Origin of the sequence: Streptomyces sp. NPDC048473, assembly GCF_043200155.1 — a bacterium.
Lineage (GTDB): Bacteria > Actinomycetota > Actinomycetes > Streptomycetales > Streptomycetaceae > Streptomyces.
Window position 1 is genome coordinate 129,356 of sequence record NZ_JBICXE010000021.1, and the last position, 22,234, is coordinate 151,589.

The window sequence follows — 22,234 nt, forward strand, 5'->3', positions numbered from 1 at the left end:
TCTGGGTCTGGGCTGTCTCGTCTGTCGGTGACACGGCTCCAGTCTCGCCTACCGCTGTGACAAACAGCCGCCCGCCCCGGACAACATCACAGGTCCGGCCGTTGACGAGCCGGTGGTCAGCGCTTGTCGGCAGGGATGCCGACCGCCGTACAGACACCGCGCCAGACGTCCTTGGCATCCCAGCCCGCGGCCAGCGCCTGGTGCACCGTCTGCCCGCCGAGCTCGGCCATCACATGATCGCGCGCGAAGGAATCGGCGTATCCCGCGCCGAAGTGGTCCGCCATCCGTTCCCAGAAAATCGTCAACCGCATGACCTCAGTATCCCGCTCCTGAGAGTGCAGCCGGGCCGCTATGCCTTGCCGAGAGCGCTTACCGCCCTACGGTCGGTCCATGGCTGCAACCGGAACAAGTCCCCTCAACCGTGCCGAGCAGTTCATCTGGCTCACGGCCCGTGTCCTGGAACAGCGGCGGTTCGCCCATCACTTCCTGAAAGGAAGTGCGGACGCCGTGGAGACCGCACTCGCCGCCTATCTGAATGAGGACGGCGGATACGGGCACGCGCTCGAACCCGATCTGCGTGGCCCCGTCAGTCAGCCACTGCACACCGCGCACGCACTCAACGTCCTCGACTCCATCGGCCGCTGCAGCGGGCCGCGGGTGGAGCGGATCTGCCGCTTCCTGACCGAGGTGTCCACCAAGGAAGGGGCGCTGCCCGCTCTCCTGCCGTCGCAGCGCGGCTATCCGGCCGCACCGTTCATCCCGATCGTCGACGACCCGCCCGCGGAGCTGCTGACCACCGGACCCGTCGTCGGGCTCCTGCACCGCAACGCGGTGTGGCATGCCTGGCTGTTCCGGGCCACCGATTTCTGCTGGGCGTCGGTCGACGCTCTGGACCGGTCGCATCCGTACGAGATCGAGGCGGCGCTCGCCTTTCTGGACGGCGCTCCGGACCGGGCCCGCGCGGAGGCGGCGGCCGACCGGCTCGGGCGGCTGGTGCGGGAACAGCGGCTCGCCGTGCTGGATCCGGAGCGGCGCACGGAGTACCCGGTGGCGGCCGGATACGCACCGGGCGAGCAGCACTTCCCGTACGACTACGCCCGTACTCCCGATTCGCTCGCCCGCCGCTGGTTCACCGACGAGGAGCTGACCCGCTCGCTCGACCATCTTGCGGCCGAGCAGCAGGCGGATGGCGGCTGGCCGGTGAACTGGCGGCAGTGGGCGCCGGGGACGGCTCTGGAGGGACGGCCCATCGTGACGCTCAAGGCACTCCTGACACTGCGGGCCCATGGACGCAGCCTCGACTGAGACCGGCGGGCAGGCCGGCGGTCAGCCGGCTGCGGATACGCCATCGGCCCCGGCAACGGTGTCACGCAGCAGCAGGGCCGCGATGGCCAGCGCGGCGCCACGTGGCGACGACGGATCGAGTCCGGTCAGCTCGGTGAGCTTGGCCAGCCGGTTGTCGACGGTGTTGGGATGCAGTCCCAGCAGCGCCGCGGTGAGGCGCCTGTCCTGGTGCTGTGCCAGGTGGATGCGGAGGGTCTGCAGCAGTTCCGGACGGCCTGCGACGGGGTCCAGCAGGGCGGCGATGCGGTGGCTGCTGGGGCCGGGGCGCGACAGATGGAATTCGAGGAGTACGTCGTCGAGGCGGTGCAGCCCGGGCGGCAGCCCGCACGTGCGGGCGACCCGAAGGATCTCCACGGCCGTGCGGGACGCCTCGGGGACCGCCTCGGGTGCCGCTGCCGGGACGGCGGCGATCCGGACCTCGCCCCCGCAGGCACGGGTCAGCCGCTCGGCCAGGTCGCCGGGTGGCTCGCAGTCCTGCGGTACGACGGCCCGTCCTGTTCCCGCGTCGAAGAGGAAGAGCAGTTCCGTGCCGAATCGCTGGTCGAGAACGGTCTGGATGCGCCGCATCCGACGCCGTACGGTCACCGCGCTCCCGAGTTCCGAACCGCCCGATTCCGGATCGGCGTCGGCCAACGGTTCCAGGACGACGGCGAGCACGAGCACGGGCCCGTCGAGGCCGAGCTCCTCCAGCAGTGCACGGCCGGGTTCCAGCGTCCCGTCGAGAAACCCGCGTACCAAAGAGCGGCGCTGCTCACGCTGTTCCGCCTCCAGTGCGGATCGCTCGTCCATATAGGTCTCGGCCACTGCGCCGACCAGAAAGTGGTGCGACTGGAGCAGCAGATCGACCAGTTCGATGAGCGCGCCCTCCTCACCGGGCTCCGCGGTCTCGCGCAGCGACTGCCACAGGACGTACATGCCGAGCGCGTGACTGCGCAGCAGCAGATGCAGCGGCATGCCCTCCTCGGCACGCTGCGCCGCCCGTTCGCGGAAGAGGCGGAGCCCGCCGGGACCGGGGTGTGGTTCCGTGGCGCGGCGAAGGAAGAGACGTACGCCGTGCCGGATGGTCGCGGCGATCTCCAGGTCCTTCACGTCGTCCGGGAGTCCGGTGTATCCGGGGAGCTGCTCGAAGGACTGGCGGGTCATGCGCCGCGCCAGCTCATTGACCTTGGGCTCGCAGCGCAGGGCGAGGACCCTGGCCGCGTCGGACAGTGGCATGGCAGCGCTCCCTCTCCCCTGCGGTCCTTGTGATGCGTCACAGTACGCAGCTCATCGCAGTGTGACGAGGGCGGGTGTTGCAGGTCACTTCTTGGGCCGAGACTCGGGTTCCGGGCGATCCGCCGTACAGCACCGAAGGAGCCGCAGGTATGACCGAGCACAAGTCGACGGACTATCTCAGCTATATCGACCGGGTGTGGCAGGGGGAGGACACACTGCTGGCGCATCTGTCCGGGGCCTACTCTGGCGCGGAGCTGGTGACCGTGCGCGAGCGGGTCGGTTTCCTGCCCGCCTTCGCCAATGTGGCGGTGTTCGACACCGGTGACGGGCTGGTGCTGGTGGACTCCGGCGACATCCGCACGGCGCGTCCGCTGCACGAGGCGGTGCGCGCCTTCAGTGAACAGCCGGTCAGTACCGTCGTCTATACGCACGGCCATGTCGACCATGTCTTCGGTGTCGCGCCGTTCGACGCGCAGGCGGACAGCGAGGGGCGTACACGGCCCGAGGTCATCGCGCACGAGGCGGTCACGGCGCGCTTCGACCGGTACATCAGCACAGCGGGCTACAACTCCTGGATCAACCGCAGGCAGTTCGGCGTACCGTCGCTGGACTGGCCGTCCACCTACCGCTACCCCGACACCACCTACCGCGACCGGATGACCGTCGAGCGCGGTGATCTGACCTTCGAGCTGGTGCATGCCAAGGGTGAGACGGACGACAGCACCTATGTGTGGGTTCCCGAACTCAAGACGCTGTGCACCGGTGACCTCTTCATCTGGAACACCCCGAACGCGGGCAACCCCCAGAAGGTGCAGCGGTACCCGGAGGACTGGGCGCGGGCATTGCGCGCCATGCAGGAGCTCGGCGCCGAACTGCTGCTCCCCGGCCACGGTGTGCCGATCGTCGGCAGGGAGCGCGTGCACCGGGCGCTCGACGACACAGCGCGGCTCCTGGAGTCGCTCTGCGAGCAGACCAGGGCCCTGATGAACGCGGGTCACCGCCTCGATGCCGTGCTGCACGGCGTACAGGTGCCGCAGGAGCTACTGGCAAAGCCCTATCTGCATCCCGCCTACGACGAGCCGGAGTTCGTCGTACGTAACCTCTGGCGGCTCTGGGGCGGTTGGTACGACCAGAACCCGGCCCATCTCAAGCCGGCCCCGGACGCCGCGGTCGCCACCGAGTTCGCTGGCGCCGCGGGCGGCGCTTCCGTACTGGCTCAGCGGGCGCTGAAGCTGCTGGAGGAGGGTGAGCTGAGGCTCGCCTCGCATCTGGCGGAGACCGCCGCGCTGGCGGCCCCTGCCGATGTGGAAGTGGCACGGATACGCGCCCGGGTGTACGCGCAGCGGGCGGGGTCCGAGACGTCGACCATGGCCCGCGGGGTGTTCAACTGGGCGGCCGCGGAGTCGGCGGCGGTGGCTGAAGGGACCGATCTGGAGACCGAGCTGACGCGCTCCCCGGAGGGCCGGAAGCGGGCCGCCGGAATGATCAGCGTCGGAGTCTCGGACGAGGACGAGTGCGGCTGCGGCGGGGAGGACGGGTGACCGCGGACCGCCTCCGTACGAGGGACGGGACCGCGGCGGAGGAACAGGTGCGCAAGGGCGCATGGGGCACCACCTGGCTGCTGCTCACCTTCATGCTGGTGAACTTCGCCGACAAGACCGTGATGGGCCTGGCCGCCGACCCGATCCGCGACGAGCTGGGACTGACCCGGGGTGAGTTCGGCACGGCGCAGTCCTCGTTCTTCGCCCTGTTCAGCCTGGCCGCGCTGGGGGTGTCGTTCCTGACCCGTCGCATCCGCACCACCGTGCTGCTGCTCGGGATGGCGCTGCTGTGGTCGGTGGCGCAGCTGCCGATGCTGCTCGGCGCCGCCGGGTTCGGGACGCTGATCGCCACCCGGGTACTGCTCGGGGCTGCCGAGGGGCCTGCTGCGCCGGTGGCGGTGCACCATCTGCACGGCTGGTTCGGGCAGAAGGAACGGACGCTGCCGACCGCCGTGCTGATGGTCGGTGCGGCGGGCGGAGTGGCACTGTCCGCTCCACTGCTGACCGTGGTGATCGATGTGTGGGGATGGCGCTGGGCCTTCGGCGCCGTGGGGCTGGTCGGCCTGGTGTGGGCGGTGTGCTGGTATGTACGGGGTGAGGAGGGGCCGCTCGCGCCTCCCCTGGGAAGGGGCTCCTCGGCCGGCTCCGACGGGGCCGGTCCGTCCGTTCCGTATCGCAGGCTGCTGCTCTCCGGCACCTGGCTGACGGCGGCCTTCGGGGCGTTCGCCGCCTACTGGATACTCTCGGCGGGTCTGACCTGGGCGCCGGACTATCTGCACGAGGTGTCGGGGCTGACGCTGAAGCAGTCGGGGGCGGTGGTGACGGCTACGGCCGTCGGTAACTCCGTGGTGCTGCTGGGGCATGGGCTGCTGGCGCGTCGGACGGCCCGGAACGGAACCGCGCCCAGGCTGCCCGCCGGACTCGGCGGCGGTCTCCTGATGTGTGTGGCCGCCCTGTCGATCACGGTGTTCGCCGAGGTGGACCCGGTGGGCGTGAAGATCGCGCTGATGGTCGGGCCGATGGCGCTGACGAATGTGATCCTCACCGTCTCGCAGACGGCCGTCGCCCGGATCGCACCGGCCGGGCAGCGCGGGGTGGCGCTGGGCGCCCTGGCCTTCGTCTATGCCCTTGCCGGGATCCTGTCGCCGCTCGTCACGGGCCGGATGGTGGATGCGGCGGCCTCCGTGCCCACGGGCTACCACTCGGCGTATCTGCTGATGGCGGGGCTGGTGGCGGTGGCCGGTGCGTTCGCCGTCTGCTTCCTGCGCCCGGAGAAGGACGCGGCACGGCTGGACATGGCGGAGACCGCGCCGATGGGCCTCGCAGTGCACTGAACGGGTCGACGGGTACGTGTGTAAGGGGCTCGGTCCATAGGGCCGAGCCCCTTACCGATGTGTCTAACCGAGGGCACGTACCCCTGCTGTGACGACCACGGCGGCCCCTACGACCACGAGGAAGGGCGCGCGCAGGACCAGTGCGAGCGCTGCCGCGGCGAGCCCCGCGCCCCTGGCGTCCAGCGTCAAGTGCTGCCCGTCGCCGAACGTCTGCTGCGCGGTCAGGGCGGCCAGGAGCGCCACGGGCAGGAGCGCGGCGAGACGCTGCGTGAGCGGACGTTCCAGCACACCGGCGGGCACCAGCAGTCCGAGCAGTTTGGCGAGGTAGCAGCCGACGGCGGTCAGCGCGATGGCGATCCAGATGTTCATCGGTTCTCCTCCGTCGTGACAGTGCCCCGGCTCGTTCCCTTCCGGCGTCCGCTCAGGAAGAGGACGGCGGGTGCGGCGAGAGCGGACAGCAGGACAGGGACGCCTGCGGGCAGTACGGGCAGCAGTCCGAGCGCGAGCAGGACCGCGACTGCGGCGGTGATGCGTTCCGTCGTGCTTTTCAGCATCGGCGCGAGCAGAGCGAGGAAGACCGCGGGCGATGCCGCGTCCAGCCCCCAGGCGTCGGTGTCTCCGAGCGCCTTGGCGCCGAGGGCCCCCAGCAGCGTGGTCAGGTTCCACAGCACATAGAGGGTGAGTCCGGTGACGGCGAACCCGATCCGTGCGGCCCGTCGGGTGGGCTGCGGCAATGTCACGGCGGTCGTCTCGTCGATGACCCACTGGGCGGCGAAGGGACGGAGCGCGCGCGGAAGGGCGAGCAGCTGCGACAGCCGCAGGCCGTAGAACGAGTTGCGCACGCCGAGGAAGAAGGCCCCGGCAGCCGCGGTGTACGGATTACCGCCCGCCGCGAGAGCGCCCACGAGGGCAAACTGCGAGGCGCCGGTGAAGACGGCGAGGCTGAGCACGCAGGTCTGCAGCAGGCTCAGTCCGGAGCCGGCCGAGGTCACGCCGAAGGCGAAGCCGGAAAGTCCGACGGCTATGCCGACACCGAGTGCATCGCGTACGACGGCCGCGTCCGACTTCGCCCCGGCCGCGTCCGGCCGCACGCCGGGGGCGGTCGCGCTGCCGTGGGGTGCGCCGGCTGCTTCGCCGATGCCCTCTGGGAGTGTTGTCTGTTCTGCCACGACCGGAACGCTACGTGAGCAGGTTGCGACCGGTCTTGTACGTTCTTGCACGTTCGCGCCGGTACGCGCCGGGCGGCACCCCCACGATCCGGGTGAAGTGACGGTTGAGATGCGGCTGATCGGTGAAGCCGACCTCGGCGGCCGCCTCCGCGGGTGCCGTTCCCTCGTCGAGCATCCGGCGCGCGGCCCGCACCCGGGCATCGGTGAGCCAGGCGTGCGGCGGCATCCCGTACTGCTTCTTGAAGGCCCTCAGCAGCGCGAACGGACTGGTGCCGAGCTCCGCGGCCAGCGCCTCCAGGGTGGGCGGCTCCGCCATCCTGCCCTCCAGCACCGCACGGGCACGCGCCGCGTCGCGGGCACCCGCCGACCGGGGCGCGCGGGCGGGCAGCACGCTGCCGTGCCGGCTGAGCAGCCGTGCGACCATCACCCGCAGCACGGTGTCCGCGGCGAGTGCGTTGCCCTCCTCTGCGGCCCGGTGGACCTCGCCGATCAGCCGGGCCGCGTACGGATCCATGACGCTGCTCTCGGTGAAGCCGACCGTACCGCGCAGACTCGTCGTATCGGCCGCGATGTCGTTGATCACCTGCGCGGACGGGTACAGCGTGGCGTACACCCAGCCCTCCGGAACACCCGCGCGGGCGGTGTGCGGCACCTCCGGATTGATCATGACTACGGCGCCGGGGCCCGCGTGTACGACCGTGCCGCCGGGTAGTCCGACATCCTCCACCCCGCGGGTGATGGTGCCGAAGACATAGCCCTCGTGGCTGTGGCGCGGGAAGGTGTGGCGCACGTACCGGGCACGCAGCAGATCGAGATCGGGCAGCTCCGCGTGCTGCCAGTGCCTCGCCCACTCTCCTGATCCCGACTCCGGTATTGCCACCATGGACGAATTCTCGCAGCTCCCGGGCCCGGTCGCCGATGGCCGTCACGGCCGTTGTCAGTGGTGGGGTGCACGATGGGGGACATGGCCGGCTCTGCGCTCGACTCGTTCTCCCCTGCGACCCGCAGCTGGTTCGCAGGTGCCTTCAGCGCGCCCACCGCCGCGCAGGAAGGCGCCTGGCGCGCGATCGGCGAAGGCTCGGACGTGCTGGTCGTCGCGCCGACCGGCTCCGGCAAGACCCTGGCCGCGTTCCTCGCCGCGCTGGACGGGCTGGCGTCCGTCCCGCCGCCCGCCGAGGCGAAGAAGCGCTGCCGTGTGCTGTACGTGTCACCCCTCAAGGCCCTCGCCGTCGATGTCGAGCGCAATCTCCGCTCACCGCTGACCGGCATCCGCCAGGAGTCGGTGCGTCTGGGGCTGCCCGAGCCCGAGCTCCGGGTGGGAATCCGCTCCGGTGACACCCCGCCCGCCGAGCGCCGCTCGATGGCGACCCGGCCGCCGGACATCCTGATCACCACGCCCGAATCGCTCTTCCTGATGCTGACCTCATCGGCCCGGGAGGCGCTGTCCGGCATCGAGACGGTGATTCTCGACGAAGTGCACGCCGTGGCGGGTACGAAGCGAGGCGCCCATCTCGCCGTATCGCTGGAGCGTCTGGACGAGCTGCTGCCGCGGCCCGCACGGCGGATCGGCCTGTCGGCGACGGTCCGTCCGGTCGACGAGGTGGCGCGCTTCCTCTCACCGCAGCGGAAGGTGGAGATCGTCCAGCCGCCGTCCACCAAGCGGTTCGACCTGTCGGTGGTCGTGCCGGTCGAGGATCTGGGCGAGCTCGGCGGCTCCCCCGCCACCGACACCGACCAGGCGGCCCAGGCCGACAAGCCGTCGATCTGGCCCCATGTCGAGGAACGCATCGTCGATCTCGTCCAGGAGCATCGCTCCACCATCGTCTTCGCCAATTCCCGCCGCCTCGCGGAGCGGCTCTGCAACCGGCTCAACGAGATCGCGTACGAGCGGGCCACCGGCACTGTGCTCGACGCCCCGACGCTGCCGGAGGCACACTCCCCGGCCGAGATCATGGCCCAGTCGGGCGCCGCGAAGGGCGCCCCCGCTCTGCTCGCCCGCGCCCACCACGGTTCGGTCTCCAAGGAACAGCGCGCCCAGGTCGAGGAGGACCTCAAGGCGGGCCGGCTGCCGGCCGTGGTCGCCACCTCCAGTCTGGAGCTGGGCATCGACATGGGGGCGGTCGATCTGGTGATCCAGGTGGAGTCGCCGCCGTCGGTCGCCTCCGGGCTGCAACGGGTCGGCCGGGCCGGGCACCAGGTCGGTGCCGTCTCCACCGGAGTGGTCTTCCCGAAGTACCGGGGCGATCTGGTGCAGGCCGCCGTGGTCACGGAGCGGATGCGCGAGGGCTCCATCGAGGCACTCCGGATCCCGTCCAACCCCCTCGATGTGCTGGCCCAGCAGCTCGTCGCCATGGTCGCCCTGGACAGCTGGCAGGTGGACGATCTGCTGGCCGTGACCCGCCGCGCCGCCCCCTTCGCCTCCCTGCCCGAGTCGGCGTTCACCGCCGTGCTGGACATGCTCGCCGGGCGCTATCCGTCCGACGCCTTCGCCGAGCTGCGCCCGCGTGTGGTCTGGGACCGGGTGGCCGGTACGGTCACAGGCCGTCCCGGCGCCCAGCGGCTCGCCGTCACCTCCGGCGGGACCATCCCCGACCGCGGGCTCTTCGGGGTCTTCCTCGCGGGCGCCGACCCCAAGAAGGGCGGCGGCCGGGTCGGTGAGCTGGACGAGGAGATGGTGTATGAGTCCCGCGTCGGCGACGTCTTCACGCTGGGCACCACGTCCTGGCGGATCGAGGACATCACCCGCGACCGGGTCCTGGTGTCACCCGCCCCCGGGGTTCCCGGCCGGCTGCCGTTCTGGAAGGGCGACCAGCTGGGCCGTCCGCTGGAGCTGGGCCGCGCGCTCGGCGCGTTCCTCCGCGAGATCGGCGGACTGTCCCAGGAAGATGCCCGGCAGCGTCTGCTCGCCGCCGGTCTCGACACCTGGGCCGCCGACAACACCCTGTCGTACATCGACGAACAGCGCCGCGCCTGCGGTCACGTACCGGACGACCGGACCATCCTCGTCGAGCGTTTCCGTGACGAGCTGGGCGACTGGCGGGTCGTCGTCCACTCCCCGTTCGGCGCGCAGGTACATGCCCCGTGGGCGCTGGCGCTGAACGCCCGCCTCGCCGAGCGGTACGGCATGGACGCCCAGGTGATGCACGCCGACGACGGCATAGTGCTGCGGCTGCCCGACGCCGACCTGATGGGCCTGGACCTGCTGGACTTCGATCCGGCGCAGGACCCCGCCCAGGATCCGGCACCGCTGCCTGATCCCTCGTACGACAGCGGACAACCGCCCGTCGGCGCTGCGGACGTGACCTTCGACCAGGGCGAGATCCGTCAGATCGTCACCGACCAGGTAGGCGGATCAGCTCTGTTCGCCTCCCGGTTCCGCGAATGTGCGGCGCGCGCCCTGCTGCTGCCGCGGCGCAGCCCCGGAAAGCGCACCCCGCTCTGGCAGCAGCGCCAACGCGCCGCGCAACTCCTCCAGGTCGCCTCCGAGTTCGGCTCCTTCCCGATCGTCCTGGAAGCGGTCCGCGAATGCCTCCAGGATGTCTTCGACGTCCCCGGGCTCACGGAACTCATGGGCGACCTCGAAGCCCGCCGTATCCGGCTGGTCGAGGTGACGACCCCGGAGCCCTCGCCCTTCGCCCGCTCGCTCCTGTTCGGCTATGTCGCCCAGTTCCTGTACGAGGGCGACTCGCCCCTCGCCGAACGGCGGGCCGCCGCCCTCTCCCTCGACTCCCACCTCCTGGCCGAGCTCCTCGGCCAGGCAGAACTGCGCGAGCTGCTCGACGCCGACGTCCTGACCGAGCTGGAGCAGGAACTCCAGTGGCTGACCGAGGACCGCCGGATCAAGGACATCGAAGGGGTCGCCGATCTCCTTCGGGTTCTCGGCCCGCTCACCGACGTGGAGTTGGCCGAGCGCGGCGCCCAGCAGCCATGGGCTCCGGAGCTGTCCGCTGCCCGCCGGGCCATCCGGGTCCGGATCGGCGGAGCGGACCACTGGGCCGCGATCGAGGACGCGGGACGGCTGCGCGACGCACTGGGCACCGCCCTCCCGGTCGGCGTCCCCGAGGCGTTCACCGAACCGGTGAAAGACCCCCTCGGCGATCTCCTCGCCCGATACGCGCGTACGCACGGCCCGTTCACCTCCACCGAGGCCGCCACCCGTTTCGGGCTCGGCACCGCTGTCACGGACGGCGCGCTGCAGCGGCTCGCCGCGACCGGCGGGATCGTCCAGGGCGAGTTCCACCCCGCCGGCATCGGCCAGGAGTGGTGCGACGCCACCGTGCTGCGCCGACTGCGCCGCCGCTCACTCGCCGCGCTCCGCCATGAGCTGGAGCCGGTCCCGCCCGCCGCCCTTGCCGGCTTCCTTCCGCAGTGGCAGCACCTGGGCAACAACAGCCTGCGCGGCATCGACGGACTGGCCCGCGCCATCGAGCAGTTGCAGGGTGCACCCGTCCCGGCGTCGGCCCTGGAGAAGCTGATCCTGCCCAGCCGGGTCACCGGCTACTCCCCCGCGCTGCTCGACGAGCTGACCACCACCGGCGAGGTCGTCTGGGCGGGGGCGGGTGCCCTTCCCGGCAAGGACGGCTGGCTGTCCCTCTACCTCGCCGACAGCGCACCCCTGCTCCTCCCGCCCCCGCACCCGCTCGAACCGAGCGCGTTGCACGAATCCGTCCTGACGGCCCTGACCGGTGGATACGGACTTTTCTTCCGGCAGATCGCCGACCAGGTCCGCGCCACCACCCACCCGGACTGCACCGATCCGCAACTGGCCGATGCCGTCTGGGACCTGGCCTGGTCGGGCCGGCTCACCAATGACACGCTCGCCCCGCTGCGTTCGCTCCTCGGCTCCGGTCGCACGGCAGGGTCGACCGCCCACCGCGCCAAACGGAGCGTCCCGCGCGGGCGTTACGGCTCACTCACCGCCGCCGCCCGGCCCGCGTCCCGCACCGGCCCGCCCACCGTCTCGGGCCGTTGGTCCCTGCTGCCCGCCGCCGAACCCGACCCCACGCACCGTGCGCATGCCCTGGCCCGAACGCTCCTCGACCGCCACGGTGTGGTGACCCGCGGCGCGGTCCAGGCCGAAGGCGTCGAGGGCGGCTTCTCCGCTGCGTACCGCGTCCTCTCCGCCTTCGAGGACAACGGGCAGGCCCGGCGCGGCTATGTCGTCGAGGGCCTGGGAGCGGCCCAGTTCGCGATGGACGGCGCGGTCGACCGGCTGCGTGCCACGTCCACCGCCCGCGACCGTACGGAACCGGGCGCCGCACCCCACGCCCTGGTCCTCGCCGCGGCGGACCCGGCCAATGCCTACGGCGCCGCCCTGCCCTGGCCCGAGCCGCCGGACGGCGCCGGGCACAAGCCGGGCCGCAAGGCGGGCGCCCTGGTGGTGCTGGTCGACGGCGAACTGGCGATGTACATGGAGCGTGGCGGCAAGACGCTGCTGGCCTGGCCCACCGACCCGGACGACCCTGCACTCCTCGCGGCAGCCGGGGCACTGGCGGCAGCTGCCCGCGCGGGAGCGCTCGGCACGGTCACGGTGGAGCGCACCAACGGCGCCTCGTCCCTGACTTCCCCGCTCGGCCGCACGCTGGAGGCGGCCGGATTCCTGGCCACCCCGAGGGGACTCCGCCTGCGCGCCTGAACCACCCGTACACCTCACACCTCGTACATCACACCGCCCGCCCCCAACACCACGCCACCTGCACCACCCGAACCACCCCGCCCGCACCCACCACCGCCCACGCCGAGCACGCCACACTCCCCACCCGACCACGCATCATGGAGGCATGCCCGAAGGAGACACCGTCCTGCAGACCGCCAAGCGTCTGCACACCGCACTCGCCGGCCGGGTCCTCACCCGCTCCGACCTGCGCGTCCCACGGTTCGCCACCGCCGACCTCACCGGCCGGACGGTTCTGGACGCCGTCTCGCGCGGCAAGCATCTCCTCACCCGTATCGAGGGCGGCCTGACCCTCCACAGCCATCTGCGGATGGACGGCGCCTGGCGCGTCTACGCCCCGGGCGAGCGCTGGCGCGGCGGCCCCGCCCACCAGATCCGCGCCGTTCTCGCCAACGCGGAGCACACCGCCGTCGGCTACCGGCTCCCCGTCCTCGAACTCCTCCGCACCCGGGACGAGGAGAAGGCCGTCGGCCATCTCGGCCCCGATCTGCTGGGCCCCGACTGGAACCCCGGCACCGCTCTGCACAATCTGCTCTGCGACCCCACCCGCCCCCTCGGCGAGGCCCTCCTGGACCAGCGCAACCTGGCCGGAATCGGCAACATCTACAAGGCCGAGCTCTGCTTCCTCGCCCGCGCGACCCCCTGGCTCCCCATCGGCGACCTGGCCGCCACCACCACCGCCCGCCTCGTCACCACGGCCAAGCAGCTCCTCGAAGCCAACCGCGACCGCCCCATGCGCACGACCACCAGCACAGCGCCCCGCGGATACGGCGCGAACGAACGGCTCTGGGTCTACGGCAGGACCGACCGGCCCTGCCTGCGCTGCGGCACGCCCATCCGCACGGCCGATCAGGACGCCCGCCCCACCTACTGGTGCCCGCGCTGCCAATCGGGCCCCACAAGCTAGTTGACGGTCCGTCAGATCCGGACGTACCGTCCGGTCATGTCCCTCACCGCGTACGACCTCACGGGCCGCTCCGCGTTCATCACCGGCGCGGCGGCTGGCATTGGCCGCGCAGGCGCCGTCCTGCTCGCAGCGGCGGGCGCCACCGTGCACTGCGCGGACCGCGACGAGAAGGGCCTGCTGGAGACCCGGGACCTGATTGCCGAAGCGGGTGGTACATCCCACATCCACACCCTCGATGTCACCGACCGCAGTCGGATCAGGGCCGCGGTGGCCGCCGCGGGCGACCTCGACATCCTGGCCGCCGTTGCCGGGATCATGCATACGAGCAGCGTCCTGGAGACCGCGGACAACGATCTCGACCGCGTCCTCTCAGTCAATTTCAAGGGCGTTCTGTACGCCTGTCAGGAAGTGGCCCGCAGCATGATCGAGCGCGGCTCACCCGGCTCGCTGATCACCATGGCCTCGGGAGCCGTCGACGCCGCGAGCCCGGGGCTGCTCTGCTACAGCGCGGCCAAAGCGGCGGTCGTCCAGCTGACGAAGACCCTCGCGACCGAGCTGGGGCCTCATTCCATCCGCGTCAACGCCGTCGCCCCGGGCTGGATCCGTACGCCCATGACCGCTCGCCACGACGCGGAACAGCAACACCGGGCGGAGGCCACGATGGCGCGGATTTCCCCACTCGGCCGGGTCGGCGAGCCCGAGGACGTCGCCCACACCCTGCTCTATCTCGCATCCGATGCGTCGGCCTTCATGACCGGTCAGATCCTCCGCCCGAACGGCGGCGTAGCCATGCCCTGGTAGTCCGCCAGGCCCGGCCACCGCGCCGCATACCGACAACTGACCACCCGCGCACGCAACGCGTCACAACAGCAGACCACCGACTCCCGTGGTGCGTCACAACAGCGGACCACCGCTCCACGCAGCGCGTCACAACAGGGAACCACCGCCCCACGCACCGCAACCCGACGCTGGAGCACCAGCCCGCCCACCGCATCCCAAGAGCGGACCACCGCCCCGTATCCGCATCCGCCCCGCTCACTCCCGCCGGACCGGCGGTCGCGGCCGCATGCACGGGCAGGAGGCTCAGCCCCCATCCGCCCGCCGCCACCGCACCCTCGACAAGCCCCGCATGGGCCGGTTCCAGCACGAGCCGCAGCACGGCCCACCACCACACCCCGCCGAGAACGAGCGCCGGCACCCATCGCCGTACCATGGCTGCCTCCTCCGGCCGAACCTAGTCCGGCCCGCTCGCCCGGCGGGAGGGCGCACCGGTGCACCACCGGCGCGCAGTGCGCTGCCGCAGACCGTTGTGCGCTCTCCGCCCGGGACATCCGGGCTTGCTCCGGATCACGGCTCCACCTTGGGCCAGAGGCACTCAGAGCACCCCCAGCGCAGGCCTCATCAGGCCGCATCGAGACACATCAGGCCACGTCAGACCGTGTCAGGCCCCGTGATCTTCCTGATCGATGCCTCTTACTCGCAGTCTCGCCCAGACACTCCCGAGCCGCATCCAGAACGGACCACGCCCACCCGCCCCGGGCCACGCAGAAGCCCCGGCCGCCCCCTGAGGGGCCGACCGGGGCTCCGCTGCACACCGGACCACGCGGGTCAGGCGGCGACGACATCCACCGCTTCCGCGGGCGCCTTGATGGTCACCCGTCCCGTCGGCACACCTGCCACCGACGTCACGGAGACGGAATTGAGCATTGGGCGTACCGGCACAGGCACCGGATCGCTGGCTGCTGCCGACTCGGCCAGTTCGGCCAGCGACAGCTCATCGCTCACTTCACGCATGAGCTCGGACATCCGTACGTCAAGCGCGTCGCAAATAGCGGAGAGCAGTTCGGAGGATGCCTCCTTCTGCCCCCGCTCCACCTCGGAGAGATAGCCGAGCGAGACTCGGGCGGACGAGGAGACTTCGCGCAGAGTACGGCCTTGGCGCTGGCGCTGCCGACGCAGCACGTCACCAAGCAGGCGACGGAGCAGAATCATCGGTGGCTCCCTCCTCGGACCGCGTAGCCGCATCCTTCACGCCCCACCGTACCGCCTTGCGCCGCGGCCGTGCGGGGAGCGATGTCGTGTTCACTCAGGGCTGCAAACATCAATTCCCCCCGTTCTGTTCCGTATCCTGTGCGCTTGCATTCTTGCCGAGTTCGGCGGCGAGCAATGCCAGCACGCTCCGTACGCTCTCTCTACGGATGTCCGCACGCCCGCCGTTCAATCGCAGCGCGGTCACATTCTCCGCGCCGTCCGGCCCGGCCACCGCAACATAGACCGTGCCGACGGGCTTGCCGTCCTGCGGCTCGGGGCCGGCGACCCCGGTGGTGGCCATACCCCAGTCTGCCCCGAGAGCACGGCGCACACCTGCCGCCATCTGCCGCGCCACCTCCGGGTCGACCGCACCGCGCTCCGCCAGGAGGGCGCCGTCCACCCCCAGCAATTCCCGCTTCAGGGGCGTTGCGTACGCCGTCACGGACCCGCGGAAGGAGTTCGAGGCACCCGGTACGGAAGTCAGCTCCGCCGCGACCAGACCACCGGTCAGCGACTCGGCGACGGCGAGAGTCTCACCACGCTCCACGAGCAGCTCCAGCACCCGGGCCGCGGCAGTCACCGCTCGGCCTCCGCCGAACCACGGGCACCCGAGGCCCCGGAGACCGGCCCCGCACCCTCAGCAGCCCCGGACGCCCCAGCCGTTCCAGACCCCCCAGGCGCCCCGGACGATCCAGCCCCCTCAGACACCCCAGACCCTCCAGCAGCCTCCGCAACAGCAGCAGCCCGCTCGGCCGCGAGCCCCTTGCGGCGCAGCACGACGGCCTGGCGCACATAGTCGAGCCCCGTGACGACCGTCAGCACGACAGCCACCGCCATCACCCAGAAGCGCAGGGTGGCAAGTGGACCGGTCAGCGCCAGGACGTACATCCCGACGGCCGTCCCCTGTGCCAGGGTCTTCATCTTCCCGCCGCGACTGGCCGGGATCACCGCATGCCGTATCACCCAGAACCGCATCAGCGTGATGCCGATCTCGCGGAAGAGGATCACGCCCGTGACCCACCAGGGCAGATCACCGAGATACGAGAGACAGATCAGCGCCGCACCCATGATCGCCTTGTCCGCGATCGGGTCGGCGATCTTCCCGAAGTCGGTGACCAGGTTGTAAGTGCGCGCGAGATGACCGTCGAACAGGTCGGTGATCATGGCGATGGCGAACGCCGCCCAGGCGAACGACCGCCAGGCCGGGTCGTAGCCGCCGTTGTGCAGCAGCAGCATCACGAACCCGGGCACCAGCACCAGCCGCAGCATGGTGAGCAGATTGGCGATGTTCCACAGGCTGGCCTGATTGACGGCCGCAGTACCCAGCTTGCCGCCGCGGACCGGCTTCGCGCCGGAGCCGCCTGCCGCGGATGCCGGGACTCCCGTCATCTGGCCGCCTCCACGAGCTCGGAACACTCGGCCACCAGGTCCACTCCTTCGGTGCCCACAACCTTTGCCTCGACCATACGGCCGGGCACGAGGCCCTCGCGTGCGGTGAAGAGCACCTGGCCGTCCGTTTCGGGTGCCTGGTGCGCCGCGCGCCCCACCGCCCGCGGCTCGTCCTCGGTGGAGTCCACGGACTCCACCAGCACCTGCAGGGACTCCCCGAGGCGCTCCTCGGCACGCTGCGAGGTCAGCTCCTCGGCCAGCTGCGAGATGTGCGCGAGCCGCTCCGCGATGACGTCGGCGTCCAGCTTGTTCTCGTAACCGACCGCCTCGGTGCCCTCCTCGTCGGAGTAGCCGAAGACGCCGATGGCGTCGAGCCGGGCGCCGGTGAGGAAGCGCTCCAGCTCCGCCAGGTCGGCCTCGGTCTCGCCGGGGAAGCCCACGATGAAGTTGGAGCGGGCACCGGCCTGCGGCGCCTTGCTGCGGATGGTGTCCAGGAGCTCCAGGAAGCGGTCGGTGTCACCGAAGCGGCGCATCGCCCGCAGCACGCCGGGTGCCGAGTGCTGGAAGGACAGGTCGAAGTACGGGGCGACCTTCGGGGTCGAGGTCAGTACGTCGATGAGGCCCGGCCGCATCTCCGCCGGCTGCAGATAGCTGACCCGGATCCGCTCGATCCCCTCGACGTCGGCGAGCTCCGGCAGCAGCGTCTCCAGCAGCCGGATGTCGCCGAGGTCCTTGCCGTACGAGGTGTTGTTCTCGGAGACCAGCATGACCTCCTTCACGCCCTGCTCGGCCAGCCAGCGGGTCTCCCCCAGCACGTCCGAGGGGCGGCGCGAGATGAAGGAGCCGCGGAAGGACGGGATGGCGCAGAAGGAGCAGCGGCGGTCGCAGCCGGAGGCGAGCTTCACGGAGGCGACGGGGCTGGTGCCCAGCCGCCGGCGCAGGGGCGCCCGCGGCCCGGAGACCGGAGCGACTCCGTCCGGGAGGTCCTCGGGGGCGGGGGCCGGTGCGGCCTCCTGTGCGTGCCCCGGAAGGGCCACGGCGGCGTCCTGCCGCTCGGCCGGGCTGATCGGCAGGAGCTTGCGGCGGTCGCGCGGGGTGTGCGAGGCGTGGATGCCGCCGTTGAGGATGGTCTGGAGGCGGTCGGAGATGTCGGCGTAGTCGTCGAATCCGAGGACACCGTCCGCCTCGGGCAGGGCCTCGGCGAGGTCCTTGCCGTAGCGCTCGGCCATGCAGCCGACGGCGACCACGGCCTGGGTCCTGCCGTGGTCCTTCAGATCATTGGCTTCGAGCAGGGCATCGACGGAGTCCTTCTTGGCGGCCTCGACGAATCCACAGGTGTTGACGACGGCGACATCCGCGTCGGAGGCATCCTCGACGAGCTCCCAGCCGTCCGCTGCCAAGCGGCCTGCGAGCTCCTCCGAGTCCACCTCGTTACGGGCGCAGCCAAGAGTGACAAGGGCGACGGTACGGCGTTCGGGCATGGGCTCAAGACTACTTTGTCCCGGCACTCGCCCTGCCGTGCAGGGTTCCACCATCACACCGAGTGACAAAGGCGGCGAGCGCCCGGCAGGATTGCCGGGCGCTCGCCGTGTTGCTGATGCCGCTGGGGAAACTGTGCGTGTACGGGTCAGCCGACCGCCGGGTCGCCCTTCGTGTACGAGAGCCGCTCGACCTGGCCCGGCTGGAACTTGTCCTCGACCTTCTTGCCGTTCACGAAGAGCTCGATGGACCCGGCGTCGCCGAGGACGAGGTCGACCCGCTCCTGGTCCTGGAAGGTCTTGGACTGGCCCTGCAACAGCAGACCGTCGAAGAGCAGCCGACCGTTGTGATCCTTGGCGGAGATCCAGCTCTTGCCCTGGCTGGCGCTGAGCTTCACCGTCACCTTGTCCCTGGGTGCCGCGGCGATGGCACTGTCGGAAGGCGCCGGCTTGGGGTCGACGGGTTTGCTGGTCTTCGGCTTGGGGCTCTTCGTGTTGGGCGTCGAGCCCTCCGCGACCTGTGTGGTCGTGGAGCCGTCGTCGCCGCCCTTGAAGAATGTGAAGCCGACGAAACCGACGACGGCGACGATCGCCGCGACCATGGCCGCCGTCCAGTTGGGCCGGCGGGGTTCGGAACGGATTCTCTCGGCCTCGAACAGCGGCGCCGCGGGCGTGGGTGCGGGACGGCCGCCGTGCTCGGCGTCGTACTGCGAAACCAGCGGTTCCGGATCGATCCCGACGGCACGCGCCAAGGTACGGATATGACCGCGCGCATACACGTCGCCGCCGCAGCGGGAGAAGTCGTCCTCTTCGATCGCGTGCACGATGGGGATGCGCACCCGGGTGGACGAACTGATTTCTTCGACCGTGAGACCTGCGCCGATACGAGCCTGCTGAAGCACTCGACCGATCAAAGGCCGGTCGTCTTCGGGGGAGTTGCCGATGGACACGGGGGCGCCTTTCGAGCGTGAGCCACCTGCTGGGTGTTCAGTCTAGGGGGGGTACGAAAGGGTGGGGCAACCGGGAGGAAGGACTTTGTACGCCATCGGACTCGAACGCCGTCCGATTCTCGGGGCTGCCCCGAGAAGGACAATCCTGCCGTCCCTCCCTTCAACTTGACGTACGACCCGACGAAACGGTTGCCCTCACTTCTCCTACGAAGCGGTTTCCCCGCGGATCAGTGCCAACACCCCGTCCAGCTCGTCCGGTTTCACCATGACATCGCGCGCCTTGGATCCCTCGCTCGGCCCGACGATGTTCCTGGACTCCATCAGGTCCATCAGCCGGCCGGCCTTGGCGAAGCCGACCCGCAGCTTGCGCTGAAGCATCGATGTGGACCCGAACTGGGTGGAGACGACCAGTTCGGCAGCCTGGCAGAGCAGATCCAGGTCGTCGCCGATGTCCTCGTCGATCTCCTTCTTCTTGGCGGTGCCGACCACCACGTCCTCACGGAAGACCGGCGCCATCTGATCCTTGCAGTGCTGGACGATGGCCGCGACCTCGTCCTCGGTGACGAAGGCACCCTGCATACGAGTGGGCTTGTTGGCCCCCATCGGCAGGAACAGACCGTCACCCTTTCCGATGAGCTTCTCGGCGCCGGGCTGGTCGAGGATGACGCGGCTGTCGGCCAGCGAAGAGGTCGCGAAGGCGAGCCGGGAGGGCACATTCGCCTTGATCAGACCGGTGACGACGTCGACCGAGGGCCGCTGGGTCGCGAGCACCAGGTGGATACCGGCGGCGCGGGCCAGCTGGGTGATACGGACGATGGAGTCCTCCACATCACGCGGAGCGACCATCATCAGGTCAGCCAGCTCGTCGACGATCACCAGCAGATACGGGTACGGCGAGAGCTCGCGCCCGCTGCCCTCCGGCGGCTTGACCTTGCCATTGCGGACGGCCTGGTTGAAGTCGTCGATGTGCCGGTACCCGAAGGCGGCGAGGTCGTCGTACCGGAGGTCCATCTCCCGTACGACCCACTGGAGGGCCTCGGCGGCGCGCTTGGGGTTGGTGATGATCGGCGTGATCAGGTGCGGGATTCCCTCGTACGCGGTCAGCTCGACGCGCTTGGGGTCGACCAGCACCATCCGTACGTCGTCCGGCGTCGCCCGCACCATGACCGAGGTGATCAGACAGTTGATGCAGGACGACTTGCCGGAACCGGTCGCACCGGCCACCAGCACATGCGGCATCTTCGCCAGGTTGGCCATCACATAGCCGCCCTCGACGTCCTTGCCGAGCGCGACCAGCATCGGATGGTCGTCCTCGGCGGCGTCCGCGAGGCGCAGCACATCGCCGAGGTTGACCATCTCCCGGTCGGTGTTGGGGATCTCGATGCCGACCGCCGACTTGCCCGGGATCGGGGAGATGATCCGGACGTCGGGACTGGCGACGGCGTACGCGATGTTCTTGGCGAGCGCGGTGATCCGCTCGACCTTCACTGCGGGGCCGAGCTCCACCTCGTACCGCGTGACCGTCGGTCCGCGGGTGAAGCCGGTGACGGCGGCGTCGACCTTGAACTCGGTGAAGACGTTCGTCAGGGACGCGACGATCGCATCGTTGGCGGCGCTGCGGGTCTTGCCGGGCCCGCCGCGTTCCAGCAGGTCGAGCGAGGGCAGCGAGTAGGTGATGTCGCCGGAGAGCTGCAGCTGTTCGGCGCGGGCCGGCAGCGGCTGGGACTGTGACCGGTCGGGCGCGGGCTTCGTCAGATCGGGTACGCCGCCCGAGGGCACCGCCCCCTTCTCCGGCTTCCCTCCCCCGGTGGCGGGTTCGCTCTCCCTGGCGCCCGGCACCGGCGTGCCCGGGCGTTCGCGCTCGACGGAGACGCCCTGGGTGAGGTCGGCGACGATCGGCGAGGGCGGCATGCCGTTGAGCACGGCTCCGTCGAGCGCGGCGGCCGCCGCGGCGGCGACATCCACCGCGTCCATGGTGCGGTTCATCGCAGGCTGCACGAAGGGCCTGCGCGGCCTGCGGCGCTTGGAGAGCGCGTCGGCCTCCGCCTGCTCGGCGTCGTACTCCGCGGGCGCTTCGGAGCGGCGTGCGGAGGAGCGGCGGGAGCGGGCGGGCAGCGCCTCGCGCCACTGGTCGTCGTAGCGCTCGTCGTCGTTCTCCTCGTCCGCCTCGGGGTCGTACACCGGGTCGAGGATGCCCAGCTTGGTGCCGAGCAGCCGGAGCCGTTGCGGAATGGCGTTCACCGGGGTGGCGGTGACGACCAGCAGTCCGAAGACGGTGAGCAGCAACAGCAGCGGTACGGCGAGGACCTCGCCCATCGTGTAGACCAGCGGCTTGGAGGCCGCCCACCCGATGAGCCCGCCCGCGTCCTGCATCGCCGTGGTGCCGTCCCCCCGCCCGGGCGATCCGCACGCGATGTGAACCTGTCCGAGCACCCCGATGACCAGGGCGGAGAGCCCGATGACGATGCGGCCGTTGGCCTCGGGCTTCTCCGGGTAGAGGATCAGCCGTACGGCGATGGCGCCGAGCAGTATCGGTACGAGCAGATCGAGCCGGCCGAAGGCTCCGGTGACGAGCATCTCGACGAGGTCGCCGACGGGCCCGCGCAGATTCGACCAGGTCCCCGCGGCGACAACCAGCGCGAGACCGAGCAACAGCAGCGCGATGCCGTCCTTGCGGTGCGCGGGATCGAGTCCCTTGGCGCCGCGCCCTATGCCGCGGAACATCGCGCCGACGGCGTGGGCCGCACCGAGCCAGACGGCGCGCACCACGCGGTACACACCGCCGGTGGGCGACGGAGCGGGTCTGGGCGCGGCCGCCTTCTTGGCCACCGCCTTCTTGGCAGGGGCCTTCTTCGCGGGCGCGGTCTTCTTCGCAGCGGTCTTCTTGGCGGGCGTGGCTTTCTTGGCCGGCCCCGCGGTACGGCCGACGCGCTTCGCGGTGCCCGCCGTGCCCTGGGAACCCTTGCCGGACGTACGTGAGGCCATGGTGCCGAGGTTACCGGTGTCGACGTCCGTGAACACGTGCGACTGCCGCTTCACCCGACCGTGTCGCTGTACAGAGGCAGGAAACTGACGCGCCCTCACGCCGCCGCACCGCGGGATGCCTCTGCCGCCGAACCGCCGAGCGGCCGAGACGGCGGGGCAGTTGGGCCGAGCGTCCGGACAACCGCCCGCTCCTCGACCGGAGGTCGTACCTCCGGAC

17 protein-coding genes and 1 pseudogene are annotated in these 22,234 nt (G+C 70.7%); 6 read left to right on the forward strand and 12 right to left on the reverse strand.

The genetic code is table 11. The annotated features are described in order from the left end of the window. Window positions 1-116: 116 nt before the first annotated feature. Complete coding sequence (locus ACGFU7_RS28935) at window positions 117-311, reverse strand: DUF3046 domain-containing protein (protein ID WP_383970450.1); 195 nt, start codon at window positions 309-311, stop codon at window positions 117-119. A 79-nt stretch (window positions 312-390) separates the two neighbouring features. Here ACGFU7_RS28935 and ACGFU7_RS28940 point away from each other — a divergent pair, with 79 nt between their 5' ends. Further along, on the forward strand, window positions 391-1,305 hold the full coding sequence (locus ACGFU7_RS28940) for a hypothetical protein (RefSeq protein WP_393699525.1): 915 nt from the start codon (window positions 391-393) through the stop codon (window positions 1,303-1,305). Window positions 1,306-1,326: 21 nt separating this feature from the next. Here the strand turns inward: ACGFU7_RS28940 and ACGFU7_RS28945 are convergent, their stop codons facing one another. Then, window positions 1,327-2,559 (reverse strand): PucR family transcriptional regulator, encoded by a 1,233-nt coding sequence (locus ACGFU7_RS28945; RefSeq protein ID WP_393699527.1) that lies wholly within the window; start codon window positions 2,557-2,559, stop codon window positions 1,327-1,329. A gap of 149 nt (window positions 2,560-2,708) precedes the next feature. Between ACGFU7_RS28945 and ACGFU7_RS28950 the strand changes: the two genes are divergently transcribed. Together ACGFU7_RS28950 and ACGFU7_RS28955 are read left to right on the forward strand one after the other, a co-directional pair. Continuing rightward, window positions 2,709-4,100 carry an alkyl sulfatase dimerization domain-containing protein gene (locus ACGFU7_RS28950; protein WP_393699528.1) on the forward strand — a complete coding sequence of 464 codons (1,392 nt, stop codon included), beginning with the start codon at window positions 2,709-2,711 and terminating at the stop codon, window positions 4,098-4,100. Then, the gene (locus tag ACGFU7_RS28955; RefSeq protein ID WP_393699530.1) at window positions 4,097-5,434 is read left to right on the forward strand and encodes an MFS transporter; all 1,338 of its coding nucleotides are present in this window, start codon (window positions 4,097-4,099) and stop codon (window positions 5,432-5,434) included. The genes ACGFU7_RS28950 and ACGFU7_RS28955 overlap by 4 nt, the downstream gene beginning before the upstream one ends. A gap of 63 nt (window positions 5,435-5,497) precedes the next feature. Here the strand turns inward: ACGFU7_RS28955 and ACGFU7_RS28960 are convergent, their stop codons facing one another. Genes ACGFU7_RS28960 through ACGFU7_RS28970 form a run of 3 tightly spaced genes read right to left on the reverse strand, consistent with a single transcriptional unit; the run spans window position 5,498 to window position 7,486 of the window. After that, complete coding sequence (locus tag ACGFU7_RS28960; RefSeq protein ID WP_393699532.1) at window positions 5,498-5,803, reverse strand: AzlD domain-containing protein; 306 nt, start codon at window positions 5,801-5,803, stop codon at window positions 5,498-5,500. Next, complete coding sequence (locus ACGFU7_RS28965) at window positions 5,800-6,603, reverse strand: AzlC family ABC transporter permease (RefSeq protein WP_393699533.1); 804 nt, start codon at window positions 6,601-6,603, stop codon at window positions 5,800-5,802. Before ACGFU7_RS28965 ends, ACGFU7_RS28960 begins: the two co-directional genes overlap by 4 nt. Before the next feature lie 10 nt (window positions 6,604-6,613). Further along, a complete protein-coding gene (locus ACGFU7_RS28970) occupies window positions 6,614-7,486 on the reverse strand; it encodes an AraC family transcriptional regulator (RefSeq protein WP_393699534.1) in 873 nt (290 codons plus the stop codon). Window positions 7,487-7,567: 81 nt separating this feature from the next. Between ACGFU7_RS28970 and ACGFU7_RS28975 the strand changes: the two genes are divergently transcribed. From ACGFU7_RS28975 to ACGFU7_RS28985, 3 genes are all read left to right on the forward strand, one after another. Next, window positions 7,568-12,238, forward strand: a complete 4,671-nt coding sequence (locus tag ACGFU7_RS28975) for a DEAD/DEAH box helicase (RefSeq protein WP_393699535.1) — start codon at window positions 7,568-7,570, stop codon at window positions 12,236-12,238. Between the two features lie 145 nt (window positions 12,239-12,383). Further along, complete coding sequence (locus tag ACGFU7_RS28980) at window positions 12,384-13,184, forward strand: DNA-formamidopyrimidine glycosylase family protein (protein WP_393699536.1); 801 nt, start codon at window positions 12,384-12,386, stop codon at window positions 13,182-13,184. Between the two features lie 36 nt (window positions 13,185-13,220). Continuing rightward, window positions 13,221-13,985, forward strand: a complete 765-nt coding sequence (locus tag ACGFU7_RS28985; protein ID WP_393699538.1) for an SDR family NAD(P)-dependent oxidoreductase — start codon at window positions 13,221-13,223, stop codon at window positions 13,983-13,985. Window positions 13,986-14,196: 211 nt separating this feature from the next. On the opposite strand, the pseudogene ACGFU7_RS28990 reads toward ACGFU7_RS28985, so the two are convergent. The 7 genes and pseudogenes from ACGFU7_RS28990 to ACGFU7_RS29020 all read right to left on the reverse strand — a co-directional run. Continuing rightward, window positions 14,197-14,397: pseudogene (locus ACGFU7_RS28990) on the reverse strand (hypothetical protein); the annotation flags it as partial. Window positions 14,398-14,792: 395 nt separating this feature from the next. Further along, window positions 14,793-15,176, reverse strand: coding sequence for a helix-turn-helix domain-containing protein (locus ACGFU7_RS28995; protein ID WP_018105285.1), 384 nt, complete (start codon window positions 15,174-15,176; stop codon window positions 14,793-14,795). 109 nt (window positions 15,177-15,285) lie between these two features. Then, complete coding sequence (locus ACGFU7_RS29000) at window positions 15,286-15,795, reverse strand: CinA family protein (protein ID WP_393699540.1); 510 nt, start codon at window positions 15,793-15,795, stop codon at window positions 15,286-15,288. Next, window positions 15,792-16,604, reverse strand: coding sequence for a CDP-diacylglycerol--glycerol-3-phosphate 3-phosphatidyltransferase (pgsA, locus tag ACGFU7_RS29005; RefSeq protein WP_393699541.1), 813 nt, complete (start codon window positions 16,602-16,604; stop codon window positions 15,792-15,794). Before pgsA ends, ACGFU7_RS29000 begins: the two co-directional genes overlap by 4 nt. Then, the gene (gene rimO, locus ACGFU7_RS29010) at window positions 16,601-18,085 is read right to left on the reverse strand and encodes a 30S ribosomal protein S12 methylthiotransferase RimO (protein WP_393699543.1); all 1,485 of its coding nucleotides are present in this window, start codon (window positions 18,083-18,085) and stop codon (window positions 16,601-16,603) included. The genes pgsA and rimO overlap by 4 nt, the downstream gene beginning before the upstream one ends. A 146-nt stretch (window positions 18,086-18,231) precedes the next feature. Next, window positions 18,232-19,032: a helix-turn-helix domain-containing protein gene (locus ACGFU7_RS29015; RefSeq protein WP_393699544.1), complete on the reverse strand. Its 801-nt coding sequence runs from the start codon at window positions 19,030-19,032 to the stop codon at window positions 18,232-18,234. Window positions 19,033-19,236: 204 nt separating this feature from the next. Continuing rightward, window positions 19,237-22,017 carry a DNA translocase FtsK gene (locus tag ACGFU7_RS29020; RefSeq protein ID WP_393699546.1) on the reverse strand — a complete coding sequence of 927 codons (2,781 nt, stop codon included), beginning with the start codon at window positions 22,015-22,017 and terminating at the stop codon, window positions 19,237-19,239. Between the last annotated feature and the right edge of the window lie 217 nt (window positions 22,018-22,234).